The organism is Hymenobacter sp. 5516J-16 (assembly GCF_022919335.1).
GTDB lineage: Bacteria > Bacteroidota > Bacteroidia > Cytophagales > Hymenobacteraceae > Hymenobacter > Hymenobacter sublimis.
Window position 1 is genome coordinate 755,103 of sequence record NZ_CP095058.1, and the last position, 18,283, is coordinate 773,385.

General features: G+C 59.2%; 16 protein-coding genes and 1 pseudogene. 10 read left to right on the plus strand and 7 right to left on the minus strand.

Going from position 1 to position 18,283, the window contains the following annotated elements:
- Positions 1–38: 38 nt before the first annotated feature.
- A complete protein-coding gene (locus MUN84_RS03645) occupies positions 39–1,493 on the plus strand; it encodes an amidohydrolase family protein (RefSeq protein WP_244696691.1) in 1,455 nt (484 codons plus the stop codon).
- 127 nt (positions 1,494–1,620) lie between these two features.
- On the opposite strand, the gene MUN84_RS03650 is transcribed toward MUN84_RS03645, so the two are convergent.
- Both MUN84_RS03650 and MUN84_RS03655 read right to left on the minus strand, forming a co-directional pair.
- Positions 1,621–2,553 (minus strand): helix-turn-helix domain-containing protein, encoded by a 933-nt coding sequence (locus MUN84_RS03650; protein ID WP_244696692.1) that lies wholly within the window; start codon positions 2,551–2,553, stop codon positions 1,621–1,623.
- A gap of 66 nt (positions 2,554–2,619) precedes the next feature.
- Positions 2,620–3,612 (minus strand): annotated as a pseudogene (locus MUN84_RS03655) (aldo/keto reductase).
- 308 nt (positions 3,613–3,920) lie between these two features.
- On the opposite strand from MUN84_RS03655, the gene MUN84_RS03660 reads away from it, so the two are divergent.
- On the plus strand, positions 3,921–5,039 hold the full coding sequence (locus MUN84_RS03660; RefSeq protein ID WP_244696693.1) for a Gfo/Idh/MocA family protein: 1,119 nt from the start codon (positions 3,921–3,923) through the stop codon (positions 5,037–5,039).
- A 143-nt stretch (positions 5,040–5,182) separates the two neighbouring features.
- On the opposite strand, the gene MUN84_RS03665 is transcribed toward MUN84_RS03660, so the two are convergent.
- Both MUN84_RS03665 and MUN84_RS03670 read right to left on the minus strand, forming a co-directional pair.
- Positions 5,183–6,259 carry a hypothetical protein gene (locus MUN84_RS03665; protein ID WP_244696694.1) on the minus strand — a complete coding sequence of 359 codons (1,077 nt, stop codon included), beginning with the start codon at positions 6,257–6,259 and terminating at the stop codon, positions 5,183–5,185.
- Between the two features lie 245 nt (positions 6,260–6,504).
- Complete coding sequence (locus MUN84_RS03670; RefSeq protein WP_244696695.1) at positions 6,505–7,440, minus strand: SDR family oxidoreductase; 936 nt, start codon at positions 7,438–7,440, stop codon at positions 6,505–6,507.
- Positions 7,441–7,703: 263 nt separating this feature from the next.
- On the opposite strand from MUN84_RS03670, the gene MUN84_RS03675 reads away from it, so the two are divergent.
- The 4 genes from MUN84_RS03675 to MUN84_RS03690 all read left to right on the plus strand — a co-directional run bounded on the left by MUN84_RS03675 (position 7,704) and on the right by MUN84_RS03690 (position 10,422).
- Entirely contained in the window at positions 7,704–8,480 is a 777-nt protein-coding gene (locus MUN84_RS03675; protein WP_244696696.1) for a helix-turn-helix domain-containing protein, read from the plus strand.
- A gap of 218 nt (positions 8,481–8,698) precedes the next feature.
- Positions 8,699–9,679, plus strand: coding sequence for a lipid A deacylase LpxR family protein (locus MUN84_RS03680; RefSeq protein WP_244696697.1), 981 nt, complete (start codon positions 8,699–8,701; stop codon positions 9,677–9,679).
- A gap of 216 nt (positions 9,680–9,895) precedes the next feature.
- Complete coding sequence (locus MUN84_RS03685) at positions 9,896–10,222, plus strand: CAP domain-containing protein (protein ID WP_244696698.1); 327 nt, start codon at positions 9,896–9,898, stop codon at positions 10,220–10,222.
- On the plus strand, positions 10,186–10,422 hold the full coding sequence (locus MUN84_RS03690; RefSeq protein WP_244696699.1) for a hypothetical protein: 237 nt from the start codon (positions 10,186–10,188) through the stop codon (positions 10,420–10,422). Before MUN84_RS03685 ends, MUN84_RS03690 begins: the two co-directional genes overlap by 37 nt.
- Positions 10,423–10,454: 32 nt before the next feature.
- On the opposite strand, the gene MUN84_RS03695 is transcribed toward MUN84_RS03690, so the two are convergent.
- Both MUN84_RS03695 and MUN84_RS03700 read right to left on the minus strand, forming a co-directional pair.
- The gene (locus MUN84_RS03695; RefSeq protein ID WP_244696700.1) at positions 10,455–10,850 is read right to left on the minus strand and encodes a response regulator; all 396 of its coding nucleotides are present in this window, start codon (positions 10,848–10,850) and stop codon (positions 10,455–10,457) included.
- Complete coding sequence (locus MUN84_RS03700) at positions 10,837–12,342, minus strand: sensor histidine kinase (RefSeq protein ID WP_244696701.1); 1,506 nt, start codon at positions 12,340–12,342, stop codon at positions 10,837–10,839. The genes MUN84_RS03695 and MUN84_RS03700 overlap by 14 nt, the downstream gene beginning before the upstream one ends.
- Before the next feature lie 386 nt (positions 12,343–12,728).
- Between MUN84_RS03700 and MUN84_RS03705 the strand changes: the two genes are divergently transcribed.
- The 3 genes from MUN84_RS03705 (at position 12,729) to MUN84_RS03715 (ending at position 14,341) form a co-directional block, all read left to right on the plus strand.
- Positions 12,729–13,148, plus strand: a complete 420-nt coding sequence (locus MUN84_RS03705) for a response regulator (RefSeq protein WP_262920635.1) — start codon at positions 12,729–12,731, stop codon at positions 13,146–13,148.
- Between the two features lie 102 nt (positions 13,149–13,250).
- Entirely contained in the window at positions 13,251–13,595 is a 345-nt protein-coding gene (locus tag MUN84_RS03710) for a hypothetical protein (RefSeq protein ID WP_244696703.1), read from the plus strand.
- Positions 13,568–14,341 (plus strand): Brp/Blh family beta-carotene 15,15'-dioxygenase, encoded by a 774-nt coding sequence (locus tag MUN84_RS03715; RefSeq protein ID WP_244696704.1) that lies wholly within the window; start codon positions 13,568–13,570, stop codon positions 14,339–14,341. Before MUN84_RS03710 ends, MUN84_RS03715 begins: the two co-directional genes overlap by 28 nt.
- 5 nt (positions 14,342–14,346) lie before the next feature.
- Here MUN84_RS03715 and MUN84_RS22780 read toward each other — a convergent pair whose 3' ends face one another.
- Positions 14,347–14,898, minus strand: a complete 552-nt coding sequence (locus MUN84_RS22780) for a MarR family winged helix-turn-helix transcriptional regulator (protein WP_317239190.1) — start codon at positions 14,896–14,898, stop codon at positions 14,347–14,349.
- Positions 14,899–15,451: 553 nt separating this feature from the next.
- On the opposite strand from MUN84_RS22780, the gene MUN84_RS03725 reads away from it, so the two are divergent.
- The gene (locus tag MUN84_RS03725) at positions 15,452–18,241 is read left to right on the plus strand and encodes a TonB-dependent receptor (protein ID WP_262920636.1); all 2,790 of its coding nucleotides are present in this window, start codon (positions 15,452–15,454) and stop codon (positions 18,239–18,241) included.
- Positions 18,242–18,283 lie beyond the last annotated feature (42 nt).

Consider the following 18,283-nt stretch of genomic DNA (forward strand, 5'->3'; position numbering starts at 1 on the left):
GCCAGCCGTTCTCTTATCTTGCAGCCTACCTACTACCCTTGTCTACCAACCTGATGCTGCCTTTCTCTATCCGTTTGCGCTGTTTGCTAGGCGCGTGGCTGCTTCTTGCGGCCACTATGCCCGGCCGGGCCCAGCAGTTTACCCCGCAGGTCCGGGAGTTTATCAAGGTAAGTAGCCCTTCCATTGCCTTGGTTGATGCCAAGGTGATTGATGGTACCGGTAGCCCGGCGCGGCTGCACCAAACCGTGCTAGTGCAAGGCGGGCGCATTGTGCAGGTAGGTCCGGTGAAGAAGGTGAAGGTTCCCGTTGATGCTCAGGTAATCAATTGCGCGGGCAAAACCCTGATTCCGGGCCTGGTAATGCTGCATGAGCACCTGTATTACACCATGCCGGCGGGCGGCTACTTCAACATTGCCCAGATGCCCTACTCCTTTCCTCGGCTGTATTTAGCTGGCGGGGCTACTACCATTCGCACGGCGGGCAGCATTGAGCCGCAAACCGACCTGGCCATTCAGCGCATGATTCGGGAGGGCAAGCTCATTGGTCCCGAAATGGACGTAACGGCTCCTTACATGGAAGAGCCGGGCTTGGATATTCCGGCCCTGAACACCATCAACGGCCCCGACGATGCGGCCGCGTCCACGGTTTTCTGGGCCAATAAAGGCTGTACCTCCTTTAAGATGTACATGCACGCCACGCGCGCCGACCTGGCCGCCGTGGTGCGCGAGGCCCATGCCCGCCACCTCAAGGTAACCGGGCACCTGTGCTCCATTACGTATCGGGAGGCCGCGGAGCTTGGCATTGATAACCTGGAGCACGGGTTTATGGCCAGCACGGATTTTGTACCCAACAAGGCAGTTGATGTGGCAGATTATCCCGCCGGGCGTCAGTCGTTGCTGCAGCTACCGGTGAACAGCCCGGCCATGCAGGACCTGATCCGGCTGCTGGTCAGCAAAAAAGTCGCGCTTACCTCCACCCTGCCCGTTTTCGAGCCCTACACCAACCGCGAGGTAGTGCTGGGCGGTGGTTTGGAGGCACTGATTCCGCAGCTGCAGGAGCGCGAAACGGCTACCTGGCAGCAGAACCAGCGGCGCGATACGGCCAGCGTACGCCTGTTTAAAAAGGAAATGGCCTGGGAAAAGCAGTTCTATGATGCCGGCGGTTTGCTGGTGGCGGGCACCGACCCTACCGGGGCCGGACGTACCATTGCCGGGTACGCCAACCGGCGGCAGCTGGAGCTACTGGTAGAAGCTGGTTTCACGGCGGTTGAAGCCATTAAAATCAGTACCCTGAACGGAGCCCGCTACCTAAACCGGGACAAGGAAATAGGCACGATTGAGACGGGTAAGCAGGCGGATCTGGTGCTGCTCAGTGGCGACCCGGAGCAGGACATTCAGCAGGTTCGGCGCATGGAAATCGTGTTCAAAGAAGGCGTCGGCTTTGACTCGGGCAAACTACTTGAGTCTATGAAAGGCAAGGTTGGATTAAACTAGACCAGCGTGCCGGTGGGGAGCAGTGCACCACGTTGCAAGCTACTTAGTCAAAGCGGCACGCATAATTATTAGCCCGCAACTCAGTTTATATCAACACAATATACCCAAGCTGCGGTACCCACACAGCTTACTGGGCCGAGAAGCGGAAGGCGGCCGGGCTCAGGCCGGTTTTGCTTTTGAACAGCCGACTGAAATAGTGCGGATACTCGAAGCCCAGCTGAAAGGCAGTTTCGTTCACGGTCAGGGAGGTGGTGAGCAGCAGTTGTTTGGCTTTCTCAATCAGGCGGTGATGGATGTGCTGCTGGGTAGTCTGCCCGGTTAGGGTCCGCAGCATGTCGCCCAGGTAAGCGGGCGACACGTGCAGGGCCTCGGCGAAGTAGTGCACCGTAGGCAAGGGTAGTTGGTTGCCGGGCGCAAAGTAGGCCCCTAGCAGGGCTTCGAAACGGGTTAGCAAATCGTGCGCCGGGGTGCGCCGGGTCAGGAACTGGCGGTGGTAGTAGCGGTTGGCATAGTTGAGCAGCACTTCCAGCTGCGAAACCAGCACATCTTGACTGAAGGCGTCAATGGGCCGCTCGTGCTCTAGCTTGAGGCTGTGCAGCAGGCTGTCGAGGCTTTGTTCTTCCTGAGCTGACAGGTGCAGGGCCTCGTGTACATCGTAGGAAAAGAAAGTATAGTCGGCTATGCGCTGGCCCAGGGGGTAGCGGGCCAGCAGGTCCGGGTGAAACAGCAGCATCCACCCGCTAACCCCCGAAATATCCAGGCTCTCATCTACGCGAAACACTTGGCCGGGAGCCGAAAAGCCCAGCACACCTTCGCTGAAATCGTAGGGCTGGTGCCCGTAGTACAGCGGCCCGTTCAGGCCCCGTTTCAGGAAAACGGAGTAGAACTGCAGAATAACGGGTGCCGTTACGGGCGGCGCGCCAGCCGCTTGCCCCAGCTCCCGACTCCGCCGCAAGTCAATGAGCGTGAGCAGCGGATGCGCCGGTGCCGGCAAACCGTACAACCGGGTGTAGTCCGTAACCGTGGCTAGCACCTGAAACGCTTGGGAGGATGGCTTCATGCGGAAGTACACAGAAACGAATAATACAAAAGTCGCACAAGGACACGGCCGGCCCGCTGCCCCAATTTACATGCCTTCGGGGTAAGCTCCGCCAACGACGCTACCCACGGGTAGCACCGCATCCAGCTCGGCCAGCTCGGCGGGGCTGAGTTGGATGCTGGTGGCGGCTACATTCGCTTCCAGATACGGGCGGCGCTTGGTACCAGGAATAGCCACTACCCCTTGGGCCAGCACCCACGCCAGGGCCAGCTGCGCCGCACTCACGCCCTTGGCCGCCGCCAGGGTGTGGAGGGTGTTTACCAGCTCCAGGTTTTTGTGGAAATTCTCGCCCTGGTAGCGCGGAAAAAACCGGCGCGAGTCGGTGGGTTCGAAGTCGTCCGGAGTCTTGATGGTACCCGACAGAAAACCCCGGCCCAGCGGCGAATAGCCTACGAAGCCAATGCCCATTTCCTGGGTAGCGCGTAGCACCCCGTTTTCTTCCACGCCCCTATCGAAGAGGGAGTATTCGGTTTCCAGGGCTGTGATGGGGTGCACGGCGTGTGCCCGCCGCAGGATGTCTGCGGATACTTCGGAGAGGCCCAGGTAGCGGACTTTGCCTTCCTCCACGAGGCGGCTCATGGCGCCTACGGTTTCTTCAATGGGCGTTTCTGGGTCGAGGCGGTGCAGGTAGTAGAGGTCCACGTACTCGGTGCCCAGGTTGCGCTAGGAGCGCTCAATGGAGGTGCGCACGTACTCAGGCCGGCCATTGTAGCGCCCGTTCCAGTTTCCATCGGCGCCCATGGCAAACCCAAACTTGGTGGCCACTGTGTACTGCGCCCGGCGGCCGGCAATGGCCTGGCCCACCAGCCGCTCGTTGGCGAACGGGCCGTACACATCGGCCGTGTCGAGCATGGTGACGCCCAATTCCTGGGCGCGGTGAATAGTAGCAATGCTTTCCGCATCGTTGGGGGTGCCGTAGATAGTGCCGCCCGCAAAGTTCGACATGCCCATGCAGCCCAGCCCCTGGACTGACACGTGCAGGCCTTGACGGCCCAGGGCAACTTGTGCAACGCTGTTCATTAGTAAGAAGATTAGTAGGAGTATGTGGTTTGTTTGCCTGGCAAAGGTCGGGCGGGCTACTGCCGGGCGGCCTACACAAACCGCTGCTTCTAGCACACAAACTGCCGCCACACCTAAGCGCACCGGCAGAAATCAGAGGGTGGAATAATTGGGCGGGGCACATTGCTGCGTAGTTCACCTCACCTTCCATACCTTAACCCGGCGGTAGTGCGTTACTCGCCCGCTATTCACTTCGCTACCATGCCCAAGCGAAGGTGACGTTGGCCCATTTCACTCGTTGGTCGTTCCCCTATTCCCTCCCCAGTCCCATGAAAAAAGTATCCCGGCGCAGGTTTGTTGAGCAGCTTGGTGTAGGGGTAAGCGCCGCGGCGTTCTTGCCTTCTGTTGCGTTTTCTGCGGAGAAGCAGGCTCCGCTGTATGCCGGCAAAAAGCTCCAAGTGGCCCTCTGCGGGCTGGGTCGGTACGCAAACCTGGTGCGGGAGGGCTTGGCGGCGTCGCAGTATTGCCAGCTGGCCGGAATCGTTACGGGTACCCCGGCCAAGGCCGCCGCGTGGCGCACCGACCACCGCATCCCCGAGAAGAATGTATACTCCTACCAGAACTTTGATAAGATTCTGACCAACAAAGCTATTGACGCCGTGTACATTACTCTACCCAACGCCCTGCACAAGGAGTTTACGTTGCGGGCGGCCCGGGCCGGTAAGCACGTGATTGTCGAGAAGCCCATGGCCCTGACCGAACAGGATTGTCAGGAAATGATAGCGGCCTGCAAGAAGGCCGGAGTGCAACTAGCAGTGGGCTACCGCCTGCACTACGAGCCCCACCACCAGGAAATCAAACGGCTGGGCCAGGAAAAGGTGTTTGGGCAAGTCCGCCTGATTGAGTCCTCCCTGGGGTACCGGCTGGCCGGTATCAGCCCCGACGACTGGCACCTGAAGAAAGCCTTGGCCGGCGGCGGCCCACTCATGAACCTGGGAGTGTACTGCGTGCAAAGCAGCCGCTACGTGCTTGGGGAGGAGCCGGTGGCCGTTACGGCGCAATTCGGGCCCGTTACCATGCCGGAGCTATTCAAGGAGGTAGAGGAGTCCATCAGCTGGCAGCTAACGTTCCCCAGCGGGGCCGTGTGTACTTCTACTACCACCTCTACGTGCAACATTGACCGGTTTTTTGCCTCGGCCGATAACGGCTCCTTTGAGTTGAGCCCGGGCCTGAGCTACGGCCCATTCCAGGGCAAGAGCAGCCAGGGCGCATTCAACTTTCCCGTGCTTAATCAACAAGCTGCCCAGCTCGATGGAATTGCTCCTTACTTACTGGAAGACAAGCCCTTGCCGGCTCACATTTCTGGGGAAGAAGGACGAAAAGACCTGCGCGTGCTGGACGCCATTTACAAAGCCGCCAGAAGCGGAGAAAAAGTCACGCTACGGTAATACTTCCGCCAGCCGCTACAGTTGGCAAGCTATTATCTTACAAGCAGTTAAATAAAACAAATTAACACTAACTACCAGCGCAGCCACCTGCCAAGGCCGAGCCGCAGGCAACTGGCAGGTTTTCGGGGCCAAGCTGGGGTAGCTCAGGGCTGGCCCGGCTTGCGCTTAGCTCGCCAGCGCAACCAGCGCTGACGCAGAGGGTTTGGCAGGGGCTGATTGCCGGTCCACTGCTGCCCATCTGATGCCAGGTACTGTTGGTAGCGCTCGGGCTCAATGCGCCGCCGGTCCACAAAGTAAAGTCCGCCGCGAAAGCCCCGGCGTCGTACCCACTGGTTGATCAGGTAGGCGTGCAGGCGCTCCAGGGAATGGAAGTCGCGGGTGGGCACGCCGTAGTCGCCCTGAAAGTAGCAGCCTGCCTCCACGGGCGGGCGCACGATGCCCAGCGCGTCTCCGTGACGCAAGCGGCTAATGTCGGCTACCCAGGCCCCATTGATGATGTTCACGGCCGGGTACGGGGAAGGATTGCCCCACATGACCTTGCGCCCCGCCCCGTTGACGTTGGCAAACCAGGGCAAGTGCGACATAACGAAGGCCGAGAAGTAGGCAAACTCCTGCGGGTCGTAGTTTCGCTCACGAAACACCAGCGTGACTTCGCGCCCTTCCTGACGAATCAGCCGGCGCAGCTCCTGACGGAAACGCGTATCGGCTAGGTACTGCATGGCCTCGGCGAAGGTGTTGAAAAGCAAGGACAGGCCGTTGTAGTGCACTGCGCCGTGCAGGTAGTTGATGGCGTGGGGCATGCGCCGCTGCGGGCCGTGCGGGATTTCCGGCGTAGCCACCGACTTGCGCACCATGGCTGCCAAGAAACGCCCCACCTTCCCGACGATGGCTTCATCCGGCTCCGGTACGTAGTCGGCTTTGGCCCACTGCGTGCCTACTGGGGTACGAAACACGAGGTTGCGCGGCCAGATAGGTTCTTCCGAGTTAGGCAGCAGCCCCGTTACCCAAGGATGCTCAGGAGCCAACAGGCCGGCGGGCATCTTGTGAATGGACAGCAGCCGCATGACGTGAAAGGCCCCTCCCGTGTTATGCAGTACGTTGCCGCGCACGACATTCTGAGTCAGGAAAAACGCTTCCTTCACCCGGTCACGCTTGCGCGCTTTTTCCAGGCGGGCAGCGGAAGGACGAACAGGTGACACGGAGGGTTCTGAAGCAGCCATAAGGACGTGGAAAGCGAGAAGAACGTGGACGTTACGCAAGATACAACGATGTTTCCCCGGTTAGATTGCTTCCACCCCAGGATGCCACCACACCACCAGCTACCACTTCTGCCGGCATCCTTGCTCCGCCTCAGCTACCTAGCACTCACCTAGCAAACTCGCGGCATGCTTCCGGCACGGCAGCCTCCTACCCCGTGGCGCGGGTAGCATGGTAGACCGGCCGATTCCTGCGGGAGTAGGCGCTACTAGGGAGCTACTACCGGAGCTGGAGCGCCAAAAGCGGGGGCATAGTCGCGGGCGAAGCTGGCAAAGGAACGCGGGGCGCGGCCGGTGGCCTGTTGCACGCCCGGCGCCACGGTGGCCGCTTCTCCGCGGTGGTAGTGGGCGTAATCTTCCACCAACCCCTCCGCCATCCAGGGATCCATGCCCAGGCCCCGCAGCGCCCCGCGCATGGCCGCCGGGGGCACATCAAGGAAAGTTACGGGGCGGTCGGTGGCCAGGGCCAGTGCACACGCCATGTCGGCGTGGGTGAGGGCCTGGGGACCGGTCAGGTCGTAGGTGCGGTTTTCGTGGCCGGTTTCGGTGAGGGCAGCCGCGGCGGCAGCGGCAATGTCGCGCACGTCTACCACGCTGATCCGCGCCTCCCCAATGGGGGCAAAAAACTGGCCTTGCGCCGCAATGGTACCCTGAAATGCCAGCAAGCCTTGCATAAACAGGTTGGGGCGTAAGAACGTGTACGCGAGGCCGCTGGCCCGGATGGCGGCCTCCACCACGGCGTGGTAGCGCAGAAACCGCACCGGCGACTCCGCCTCGGCCGCCCACTGAGAAAGCTTGACCACGTGCTGCACCCCTGCTAGCCGGGCCTGCTCTACGAAAGCCACCTGCTGGGCTTCGGCCTGGGCCGAGGAGGGCGTGAGTAGGAAGGCCCGCTTCATGCCCACCAACGCCCGTCCCACGCTAGCGGGGTCGTTCAGGTCGCCGGTCACCAGTTCGGCTCCCGGCAGCTGCTGCAAGGCCTTTGCCGGCGCGCTATTTACGTCGCGGACCAGGGCCCGGAATGGTACGCCCTGGGCCACCAACCGCCGGGCAAGTTGGATGCCAACCGTGCCAGTAGCACCGGAAATAAGCAGAGTTGGGGCAACACCAGCAGCCGACAGGGCGGAGACAGAAGAATGCTTCATGAGCGTAAGAATGTAGAAAAGTGAACAGTGGGGTAGCGTCTGCTCGTGAGGGTTTCGCTCGTGAGAGTAAAGCGAGTACTACCTTAGGGGAAGAAGCTGTGACAAAGCTCTCTGGCCCTTGCCGCGTAAACTTGTAAGAAAACGAAGCCGCCCGTGTCTGCCCTTTCCTCTTCCCTGCAAGAGCACTTCATGCTACCGCCGCCTGCTCTGCGGGAGGTTATTCAGCACCTAGTACTCTTCACCACTGAGCCGGGGCGGCGCCCGTGGTGCGCACGTTGCTACCCGCTTTTCAGGTGGTGCTGCTCTTTGACCTCGGGCCGGGCCGCGCCGAAGTGTGGCCCATCACCAGTGCGGCCCTGGCCCCGGTGTATCCGCTGGTAGGCAGCGGTCTACTTGGGCCAGTGAAAACGGCTTGGCAGTACCGGCTAGCGGGCGGCGCGCGGGTGCTAGCCGTTACCTTCACCCTGGCAGGCTTCTACCGTTTGTTTCAGATTCCCGTCGTTGCTCTGGGCCCTGGCCTGACTGACCCGGATGCCTTGGTTGGCCACCGGTGCTTTACCGAGCTTTGGGAGCAACTGCGGTTTTGCTCCGGCCCGGCTCAGCTTGGGTCGATGCTCACTGCTTTTTGCCTACCCTACCTGCGAGCGGCCGACGCCTCCCAGGCTGAGCTACTGGCGCACCTGCCTCTGCTGGCGCCGGGCTCCCACCTAAATCCGCTCAAAGTGCTGGCCGCGGCTAGCCACCGCTCGGAGCGCGCCGTGCAGTTGCGCTTCCAGAAATACTTGGGCTTTTCAGCCAAGGAAGCAGCTCGTTTTCTGCGTTTCCGATTGGTGTTGGCCGACTTGCCGCATCCGGGCCGCCACGGTGCCACCCCAGACTGGGGCGCCCTGCTGGAACACTACGGCTACTACGACCAAAGCCACTTGGTACATGACTTTCGCCACTTTCTGCAACAGCCCCCTTCCAAAGTAGCGGGGCAGTTGCGGCTTGGCGGGGCCATCTGCGTAACCCAACCAGAATTGCTCGGACCCCACAGCTAGTATTCCCACTGGCAGAGTTGCCAAGCAGGGCAAGCGCTGAAGGAAGGAATAGGCTGCCCTGGTTGCACCCGTAAAAAACCCAGATTACCAAGTGGTTACTTCTGCCATTTTACTACGTAGGTCTGATTATACTTTCACCTGCGCGGTAATCACCCACAGCAACCAACCCGCTTGTAGTGGCAGCTACGTAGGTTTGCTGATCCTCTCCTTTTCCTGTTATGCCGCGTTGGTTGCTGGGTGTACTCGTGCTGCTGGTAGTTCCTGCCGCGGGCTATGCCCAGGACCGCGCGGACAGCACGCGCACCAGCCCCGACCGACTGCTGGCCTACTCCTTTGCCAACGACGCCTTCCTGCGTACGGACTACTACTTCACCCAGGGCATGACCTTGCTGCTGGTAAGCCCGGCGCTACAGCACTCACCGGTAAACCGAATCCTGGGGCCCGTTCCGCGCGGCAGTATCTTGTACCACGGCATCCGGCTGCACTACGACGGGTTTACGCCCCTGCGAATTCAGGACCCTTTTATTCGGGTAGGCGACCGGCCCTACGCCTCCTACATCTACGCTGATTTGCTGCGTGTGGCCCGGCACCCGGCCCGCCGCTTGCTCATAACTACCGCCCTGAATGTGGGCTTTATAGGGCCGGCCGCGGGAGCCAAAGGCTTTCAAACCAAACTGCACGAATGGCTGGGGGCCCCCACCCCGCGCGGCTGGGACTACCAAGTGCAAACCGACCTGGTGCTGGGCTATGAAGGCCGGCTAGAAAAGCAACTGCTGGCCCTGGGGCACTTCTTGGAGCTAACCGGGCAGGCTAGCGCATCGGTAGGCACGCTGCACACCTACGCCGGAACGGGTGCCACTGTGCGGTTAGGGCAGCGGCCCTCGGCTTTTGAGTCGTTGGGTGTTGCCTCGCGGGGTAATCGCGCGGGGCAGCCACTGGTGCAAGCCTACGCCCAGGCGCAGCTAGAAGGTCGGCTGGTGGGATACAATGCCACCTTGCAAGGGGGGCTACTGAACCGCCGCTCACCGTACGTGCTGCCCACATCCGCCGTTAGCCGGGCCGTGGCGCGCGGCACGGGCACGGTAGGGGTAGGCTATTCGGGCGTGCGGCTGGAAGGTGCGCTAACGTGGATTTCGCCCGAGTTTCAGGGTGGCCGCGCCCACCGCTGGACCACCCTTGGCGTGCAGTTTGCCTTCTGATACGGTGGCTCTTGCTGCGTATTCTTGGGCGCTCTTGCCCGTCGCCTAGCTACCTAGCTGGGGCCTGGCATACTACTTGCAACCTGATAACCGTTCAGGTTCTGGATTGGGCTTTTTTGCTAACAGAACGGCGGACAAATGACTGGCTGTCAGCGGGCTGCTCAGCTGCTGGCTCCAGTCCTTCTGGCCCCCCTTATCTTCTTTCTTTAATACCTCATGAATTACGTTTATGTGCTGCTGCTGACGTGTTTCACGTCGCTCAGTAACGTTGTCGGGTCCGGGCATCGGGAAACTGCTGCTCCCGTTCAGCAGTGGGCCGATGTGGACACCGCCCGGGAGTTGCTCCGGCAGTGCAATGCCTACCGTCAGCGGGCCGGCTTGCCACCCCTGGTACTCAGTGAAACGGCCTGCCGGGCGGCCCGCCTGCAAGCCATCTATAACCTTACCCACCGCACCCACGGCCATTACCACCCCCTCTACCCACGCCGCGGGAGCGACTGGCGGCTGTGGGGCACCGATTTGAGAAAGCCAGCGGCTTTATAAGCTACGGCTACGAGAACTGCGTGCGGTTTCGGGGCATGCGGCCCGGTAACCTTCGCAGCATTGAGGGCCAGATTTTGCGCGCCTATCAGAACTCGCCCAAGCACAACGCAACCCTACTCGACCCCCACCCCACCAAAGTGGGCATTGCTACCATCTACGACGGCGACGAGCTGCAGAACTCCATGGTTTTCTGCATTTAGCTTTCCGCCGCTTGGGGTAGTGGCGCGGCTCTCTACTCCAGCAATTGCACCATTTCATCAACCAAGTGGGCATCCATGGGCTTGATAAAGTAGCCCTGCACGGCGGTGTAGGAGGTGGCCCTTTTGATGTCGTCGGGGTTAATGGAGGAGGTGAGCACGCACACGGGCACGGGCTTGGGCCAGTGCTCGGCCGAAAGAGCATCCAGAAACTCCCAGCCATCCATGACGGGCATGTTCAGGTCTAGCAAAATCAAATCTGGGAGTTTGGCGGGCTGGTCGGAGGCGCGGTGAAGCGCGTCCAGGGCGGGCTGCCCGTTCTTGTACTTTTGCACGCGCTTGAACGCCCCATGCTGCTGCAGATACAACTCCGTGATTTTGGACGTAATGAAATCGTCCTCAATGACATATACTAACTCAAACAATTTCACTAAAGTACACTTTGAAGGTAGTACCCACGCCAACTTCGCTGGCGACTTCAATTTTGCCGTTCATGGCTTCAATCTGGTTCTTCACAATAAAAAGGCCCAGCCCGCGCGCGTCTTCATTGTCATGGAAGGTTTTGTACATCCCAAAAATCTTGTTGTGGTTGCGGGCCATGTCAATGCCTCGCCCGTTATCGGCCACACTTAGTACGGTGTAGTCGCCCTCGCGGTAGCTATCCAGGGTTAGTTGCGGCGAAGCACTTGCCGAGCGGTACTTGATGGCGTTACTGAGCAGGTTAAGCAGAATGCTGTCTAGGTAGGCGGGTACTACCTGTACTGTTACTTCCTCCGGAATGTTCAGGGTAACAGTTAATTGGCTTTCGTGAATCAGAACATTCATGGCCTCCAGAGTGCGGCTTACTTCCTGGCGCAAGCCGCGCATCTCCTTGGGCTGCAAACCCATGTTATTAACCGTGACAATCTCATTCAGGTTGATGATGGTCTCGGCCAGCTTGTCGGTGCTGGTTTTGAGCATCTCCAGAAACATGGTGGCCTGGGCTTCATCCGTGGCGTTCTGCAGGAATTTTACCAGGGCCGTCAGGTTGGCGGAGTGCGAGCGGATGTTGTGGGAAATGATGTAGGCGAAGTTTTGAAGCCGGGCGTTTTGCTGGTTGGTAAGGGCCAGCAGCTGCTTGGACCGCTCCAAATTGTCTACCAGCAGCGTCACGTCGTAGCCCACGCACTGAATTTCCACTACCTCCCCGTTGCTGCCCACAATCCCCTTGAACTCCCAGTGGTTGGACTTCACTGCATTGTCGTGGTAGGGCTTGCGCAAAATTACCTGGTGGGGCACGTTGGGCTCTTCAAAGCACAGGCCCACCGTAACCAGGCACTTGGCGCGGTCCTCCTCAATAATGCTCATCAGGGATGAGGTGCCGATGATTTTGCTGTCCAGCCCGAAACGCTCGTAGAAGAAATCGTTCACGTAGGTGTAGTTACCCCGCGCGTCGGTCCGGATAATGTACACCGACTGGTTGCCCAGAATTGCCCCGTAGTGGCCGGCTACTTCCTGGGCGCTGATTTCCTCGTTGCGCTGCCGGGTAATGTCTACCAGCACCCCGAGCAGGCGGTGGGGCTGCCCCAGGTTGTTGCGCAGCACCAGCCCCCAGCAGTGCAGCCACATCGTCGAGCCGTCGTGGCAGGTAGCCTGCACCACCTGGTCGAAGGAGTAGGTATTATCGGCAATACTGGTGGCTATGTACTCAGCCGTAGCGGTTTCCTCCTCGGGGCTAATGGCTGCCTTCCAAGCCGCCGCCTGGTTGAACTGAGCATCGGGCTCATAATCCAGACTACGCCAGAATTTGGCAGTGGCCCACTTCTCCTGGTCCCCCGTCAGGTTCCAGTACCACAGCCCAGCCAGCGTTGATTCCTGGATAAAATCAAAAACGGTTTCGTCTGAGGCTTGTAATGCGCGCAGCTCTTGCTCTAAATAACTCATTGTATTACAACTGCTTGTAAAGCTGAACAAAGAATGGTTGCAGGGGCATGGGGGTAGGAGCTAGTGGTGAAAGGGTAACAAATAGGCGGAAGCAGCTACGTAGTTCGGTACGCCAGTAGCTTTTCTTGTGAAAAGAATACTTCTACTTGGCGTTAAACAGAGCCGTGTGGTTCTTTGTATTGTGTAGTAAACTCAAAATAACCTCATTGTTTCAAACAAATAACGAACTATCAAATTTTTAATCCTGAATCGAGAATTTTTCCCAGCTTGGGTTACGCAGTTATCTTTTTCCAATAGGCACTTGGTCTGCATAAGCGGGTCACTATCTTATTGGCGGTAGAAACCCTACGTCCGTCTTAGGCTCGGAATTTGTTGCCGTCCTTATTATGTCTCACCCGCCCGTGGCAAAAGCGCCAAAATTAGTATACGTCATTGAAAATGACCGAATTAGCTCCGTTATTTCAGAGTTAATTGTGAAAAAGAACTTGCTCAGCAGTGAGGTGCAAACCTACACCAACGGGCAGCAGGCCTTTGACCAACTGCAAGGGTGCCTGCAGCAACAAGCACCCCTCCCAGACCTTATCCTGCTAGATTTGGACATGCCCCTGATGGATGGCTGGGAATTTCTGGATGCCTGCGCTACACTACCCCTCCCTCACCCCGTGAACATTTTTATTCTTACTTCCTCCATCAACCCCGAGGACTCCAGCAAGCTGCTGGCTCACCGTGAGGTAAAAGGATTTTTCACCAAGCCCCTGAACGAGGAAGGCATCCGCCGCATGCAGCTGCTGTTGCAGGAAGTGTAGCGGCAGCGGCCCATGTACTGCTTTCTACCCATAGCTGGCCGGGTTACGCGCGGTTCGGTTGCGCTTCGGGCTAAGAAGTCTAGTTAGCGGCTCTTTTATAGTATGCGTTTTCTATCACTACCTCCCCTACCCGGCGGCAGCCTATTTACTTGCCTAAGCTGGGGGCAGGCTTGTTCGTATGCGCTGGTGGCCGCTTGCTGCCTGCTCGTCCGGTTTCCGGCCTATGCCACCGCCGTGTTGGGGCCGGTGCTGCTCGTGGGCCTGCTGGGCTTGGGCGTTGCCCACGGCGCCTGCGACCAGCTGGTGTGGCCCGTGTATCGTCCGGTCCGGGGTTCCCGGTGGGTGTACCAGGTGCGGTTTGGGCTCGGCTACCTCGGCCTGGCCGGGGTGTTGGGTTGGTGTGGTGGCAGTGGCCAGGCGTGGCGGCGGTTTTCTTTTTTGGCCTGACTGCCTGGCACTGGGGTTCGGCTGATGCCCCGGCCTACCCGCAGCGTGGCATTTGGTTGGTGCACAGCCTGCTTCGTGGGGTCTTGCTATTGGCGCTGCCGGCCTACTTCTGGCCCGCTGAAACGGTAGGGCACGTTAATGGGCTGTTGCTGCTGACCGGCGCCCCGCCCGCTCAGCTTGACTCCTACGCACCCGGAGGGCTGCTAGGGCTGGTACTGGCCGGGCACCTGGGGTTGTGGGCGTACTTGGGCTGGCAGCGCCTACCTGGCCGCTGGCTGCGCGATGTGGGGGAAGTGTGCTTGCTAGCGTGCTTGTTCAGCAGTTGGCCGCCCCTGCTGGCCCTGGGCGTGTATTTCGTGTTTTGGCACAGCTTACAGCACATTTTGCGGCTTGCGCCCCTGCTTGGCTACGCGGCGGGGCCGAGCCGGTTGGGCGCACGGGGGCGGCGGAAGATGCTGTTTTTCGCCCGTCGCGCCTGGCCCATGCTGGCCGCGAGTTTGGTGCTGCTAGCCGGCGCGCATGCCCTAGGTGGCACTTGGCTTCCGGCCCAGAATGCTTGGCTAGGACTGGTAGTGCTAGCGGCTTCCGTCGTGACTGTACCCCACGCCTTGCTGGTTACCCTGGTGATGGATGCCCCCAAGTGGCGGGCGCGCCCACATTTGGCCGCTGGCAATTCCTTGGTCTTGCCAGCAGGGCAGCCGCCGGAAAGCGATACACCAGTGTTGCGAACGTACGGCGGCAGGTAGGCCGGCTATTGCTCATAGGCGTCCAGCAGTTCGTCCAGGGTTTTAGCCCGCTGCTGATGAAAGCGCGGGTAATGATATGCGTCCAGTTTCAGCAGCAGATACAAAAGCTGCTGGCGCTCAGGCGCGTTCAGGTTGCCGGCCAGCACACGCGCTACCTGCTCCATGCGCTCAAAAAGCTGGAACAATACCTCCCGACCACTATCTGAAAGCATAAGTACACGGCTGCGCCGATCATGCGAGTGCATTTGCTCCGTAACCAGTCCTTGCTTGTGTAAGCGCCGGATAACCTCCATGCCCCCTGATTTTTCGTGGATGTTCCGTCCTATCAAATCCGTCTTGCTCAGGGGCTGGTAGGCGTTCAGGGTAGCCAGGTAAGTGAAGTCCTCCAGGGTAGTCAGGGGAGAATCGCGCAGGGCCAGGCGCGAATACGAGCGGGCGTAGCGGGATAAAAAGGTGATGAGCTTGCTGATGCGTGACTCATCAAACTCCCGGACGTGTACTTGCTCCCGACTAACGGTAGTCGTGTCTGGGGGGCGCTGGTATGGGCTTGCAGCCAGTGAGAAAAGTCTGCCAGTTGGTTGGGCTGATCGGGTAAAGACTGCGCCTCATATTTTTCAACGGCGGCCAGCAACTGCTGCAAGAAGGCGTAGTTCATCGGGCAAAGGTAGCACTCTAGTCTTCTACTACTGTTGAGGTTACCTCAAACTGCGTCCTAACCCGCTGATACGGCCCGACAACGGGCTTCTTCTACCCCAAAAGGAGCGGCTATGGTTTGCACTTCACCGGCCACCGCCAGGTTCGGTTCACACAACAGTAGTCCAGGCGAAAAGGAAAGGGTAGAGCCTTTGCCCTAAAAATCAGGTAGACTTTTACGGCTTTCACCGAGAAATGCAAAGCAACAAACGCTCCATTGGACTTGAATTGGGAGAGACCAAACGATAGAACAAGAGCATGAATATCCAGTTTCTTCTATGTTTTCTTGATTAAAGTAAGATATAATATAATTATTACATCAAAATAACTACATGCTATGGAAATAGTGAAAGGCGTCTTGCGAATCGAGTCAAATTGATACGATCTTACACTATTATTCCTAAAATTAGAATTTGAATGAACCCAACTTTTACCCGCGTGTGGCTGGTGTTAACCTGCCTTGTTTTTTGTACTATTCATACAACCTGGGGGCAAACAGCTACGGCAGCCCTGGGTGGCACTGTAGTGTCCGTAACGGGTAGCCCTGTTGCCGGAGCGGCCGTTACGGCCATTCACTTGCCCACGGGACTGCGCCGCGCCGCGGCCACCGATTCGGCGGGCATCTTTAGCATTCCGGATGCACTTGTTGGCGGGCCCTTTGCCGTCCAGGTAACGCAGCCTAGCTTCCGTACTCAGGTGATTACCAACGTGTTCCTGTCTGCTGATAAAGCGGTGCAGCTCAGCATTGCGCTAGCCCCCGACGTGGTGCAAGTGGGTACGCGCCGGATTGACCGCACAGTGCTGGAGTCCGCGGTACCGGTAGACGTAATTGACATGCGTGAGCTGCTGGCCACCGGGCCCCAGACTGATCTGACCCAGATTCTGAACTACTCGGTGCCTTCCTTTAACTCGACCCGCCAAACCTCCGCCGACGGGGCCGACCACGTCGATCCGTCGTCGCTACGGGGCCTGAGCCCGGACCAGATGCTGGTGCTAGTGAACGGCAAGCGCCGCCACACCACGGCCCTGATTAACCTACTCGGTAGCCGTGGCGTGGGTAACGTAGGCTATGACCTGAACACGGTTTCCTCCAATGCCATTGACCGGATTGAGGTGCTGCGCGACGGCGCCGCGGCCCAGTACGGCTCCGATGCCATTGCCGGGGTTATGAACATCAACCTGCGCGCCGACAACAAAGGCGGCAACGTGCTGCTGAGCACGGGCATTACCAGCGCCGGCGACGGTCTGAGCACCCTGCTTAGCCTAAACAAAGGCTTTAAACTGGGCCAGAAAGGCTTCCTGAACCTGACCGGCGACGTGGACTATCGCGGCGCCACTACCCGCCAGTACTCGCGCAGCCTCAACTCCTGGCCAGTATTTTCCAGCAATCGCGCCTCCGAAGATTCCGCGCTGGCCGCGAACGGCAAAACTTACCGGGACTTCGAGCAGGTAAACGGCGACGCCAAAATCCGCAATTACCGGCTGCTCTATAACCTGGGCGCTCCGCTCAGCAACAAGGTATCATTCTACTCCTTTGGGGGCTTTAACTACCGCCGCGGCCGAGCCGTTGCGCCTTGGGTGCTACCCTCGGCCCAACCCGCCGACATTGTGGACAGCATCTTCCCCCTGGGCTACCAGCCCAACATCAACACGCGCATTCACGATGCGTCCGGGGCGGCCGGCATTACAGCTAGCCTAGGTCAGTGGAAGCTGGATGTCAGCCACGTAGTGGGCCTCAACCGCATGCACTACGATGTCAGCAACACGCTTAACAGCACCCTGGGTACGGCCTCGCCTACCCAGTTTGATGCTGGCGGCCTGCAGTTCCGCCAGAACGTAACCAACGCCACCCTGAGCCGGCTGTTTCCGCAGGTACTGGCCGGCACCAACGTGGCCTTCGGCACGGAGTACCGCACCGAGAACTACCTAATTTTTGCTGGTGAAGAGGCTTCCTGGAAGGATTACGGGCGGGGTGCCACCGGGGCCTCAGGTGGTGCTCAGGGCTTTATCGGCTTTGACCCCGCGGCAGCCATCGAGGGCAACCGCAACAACATCGGGGGCTTCGTGGACGTGGAAGCTGACATCACCAAGAAGTGGACGATTGGCACGGCCGTACGCTTTGAGAATTACTCAGACTTTGGCTCGGCCTTCATTTACAAGCTGAACACCCGCCTGCAGCTGGCCAAGTTTCTTTCGGTGCGGGCCGGCTACAACACGGGCTTCCGGGCTCCTTCCTTGCAGCAGGCGCTGTACCGCCAGCTCACGCTACTACCCGTCAATAACGGGGTAGTGTACACGGGTATCTTCAACAACCAGAGCGAGGTAACCCGCGCAGCCGGTATCCCGGCCCTGCAGCCCGAAAAGTCGCGCAACTTTAGCGCCGGCCTGATTCTGACGCCTTCGCCCGCCCTGACCTTCACGGTGGACGCCTATCAGATTGCCATTGATGACCGGATTATCCTGTCGGGTTTGCTGGGCCAGGGCATCACGCCGGCCCTGGATGCGGCCCTCACCCAAGCCAACGCCACCAACGCCCAGTTCTTTACTAACGCGGTAAACACACGCACCCAGGGCCTGGACCTGGTAGCCAGCTACCGCCGCCCCGTGGGTCGCGGCAACTTCCTGGCCAGCCTGGCAGCTAACTTCAACCGCAACACCATCCGTAGCATTGACGTGCCAACGGCTTTTGCCAAGCTGCAGAGCGACGACGACCTGGGTAATAACTACGTGGATCAGCGCCAGCTTTCGCTGATTGAGACGGGTAACCCCAAGAGCAAGCTCATTCTGAACACGAGCTACGAGGTAGGCAAGTTTAACCTACTGGTGCGCAACGTCCGCTACGGGCAGGTTAGCAGCTACGATTTCAACTTCGACCCCTTGGCTGAAGGCAGCTACTACTTGGTATTTAAGCCCCGGCTGACCACGGATCTGCAGCTGAGCTACAAGCCCAAGCAGGCCCTGCAGCTCACGGCCGGCGTGAACAACTTGTTTAATGTGCAGCCTAACACCATTGCCGAAGCTGCCCGCAACGGTAATCCTCCAATTGGCTTCAAAACCCAGGCTGAGTTCGATGCCTACTTCCAAAACAAGTACGGCCAGCCTTCCTACCTGCCCTACGACTTCGACATTCTGCCTTACCACTCCCACCAGATGAACTTCAACGGGACGTTCTTCTACCTGAAGGCAGTGTATAACTTCGGCCTGTAAGCTGCGGGCCACCAGTTTCCCGGGCCGGCTGCCTAGCTTCCC

Bases quoted from the DNA above. Each gene is read 5' to 3' on its own strand.
- MUN84_RS03705 (WP_262920635.1), top strand. From the start codon at position 12,729: ATGTCTCACCCGCCCGTGGCAAAAGCGCCAAAATTAGTATACGTCATT.
- MUN84_RS03650 (WP_244696692.1), bottom strand. From the start codon at position 2,553: ATGAAGCCATCCTCCCAAGCGTTTCAGGTGCTAGCCACGGTTACGGAC.
- MUN84_RS03725 (WP_262920636.1), top strand. From the start codon at position 15,452: ATGAACCCAACTTTTACCCGCGTGTGGCTGGTGTTAACCTGCCTTGTT.
- MUN84_RS03685 (WP_244696698.1), top strand. From the start codon at position 9,896: ATGAATTACGTTTATGTGCTGCTGCTGACGTGTTTCACGTCGCTCAGT.
- MUN84_RS03670 (WP_244696695.1), bottom strand. From the start codon at position 7,440: ATGAAGCATTCTTCTGTCTCCGCCCTGTCGGCTGCTGGTGTTGCCCCA.
- MUN84_RS03680 (WP_244696697.1), top strand. From the start codon at position 8,699: ATGCCGCGTTGGTTGCTGGGTGTACTCGTGCTGCTGGTAGTTCCTGCC.
- MUN84_RS03665 (WP_244696694.1), bottom strand. From the start codon at position 6,259: ATGGCTGCTTCAGAACCCTCCGTGTCACCTGTTCGTCCTTCCGCTGCC.
- MUN84_RS03700 (WP_244696701.1), bottom strand. From the start codon at position 12,342: ATGAGTTATTTAGAGCAAGAGCTGCGCGCATTACAAGCCTCAGACGAA.
- MUN84_RS03710 (WP_244696703.1), top strand. From the start codon at position 13,251: ATGCGTTTTCTATCACTACCTCCCCTACCCGGCGGCAGCCTATTTACT.
- MUN84_RS03660 (WP_244696693.1), top strand. From the start codon at position 3,921: ATGAAAAAAGTATCCCGGCGCAGGTTTGTTGAGCAGCTTGGTGTAGGG.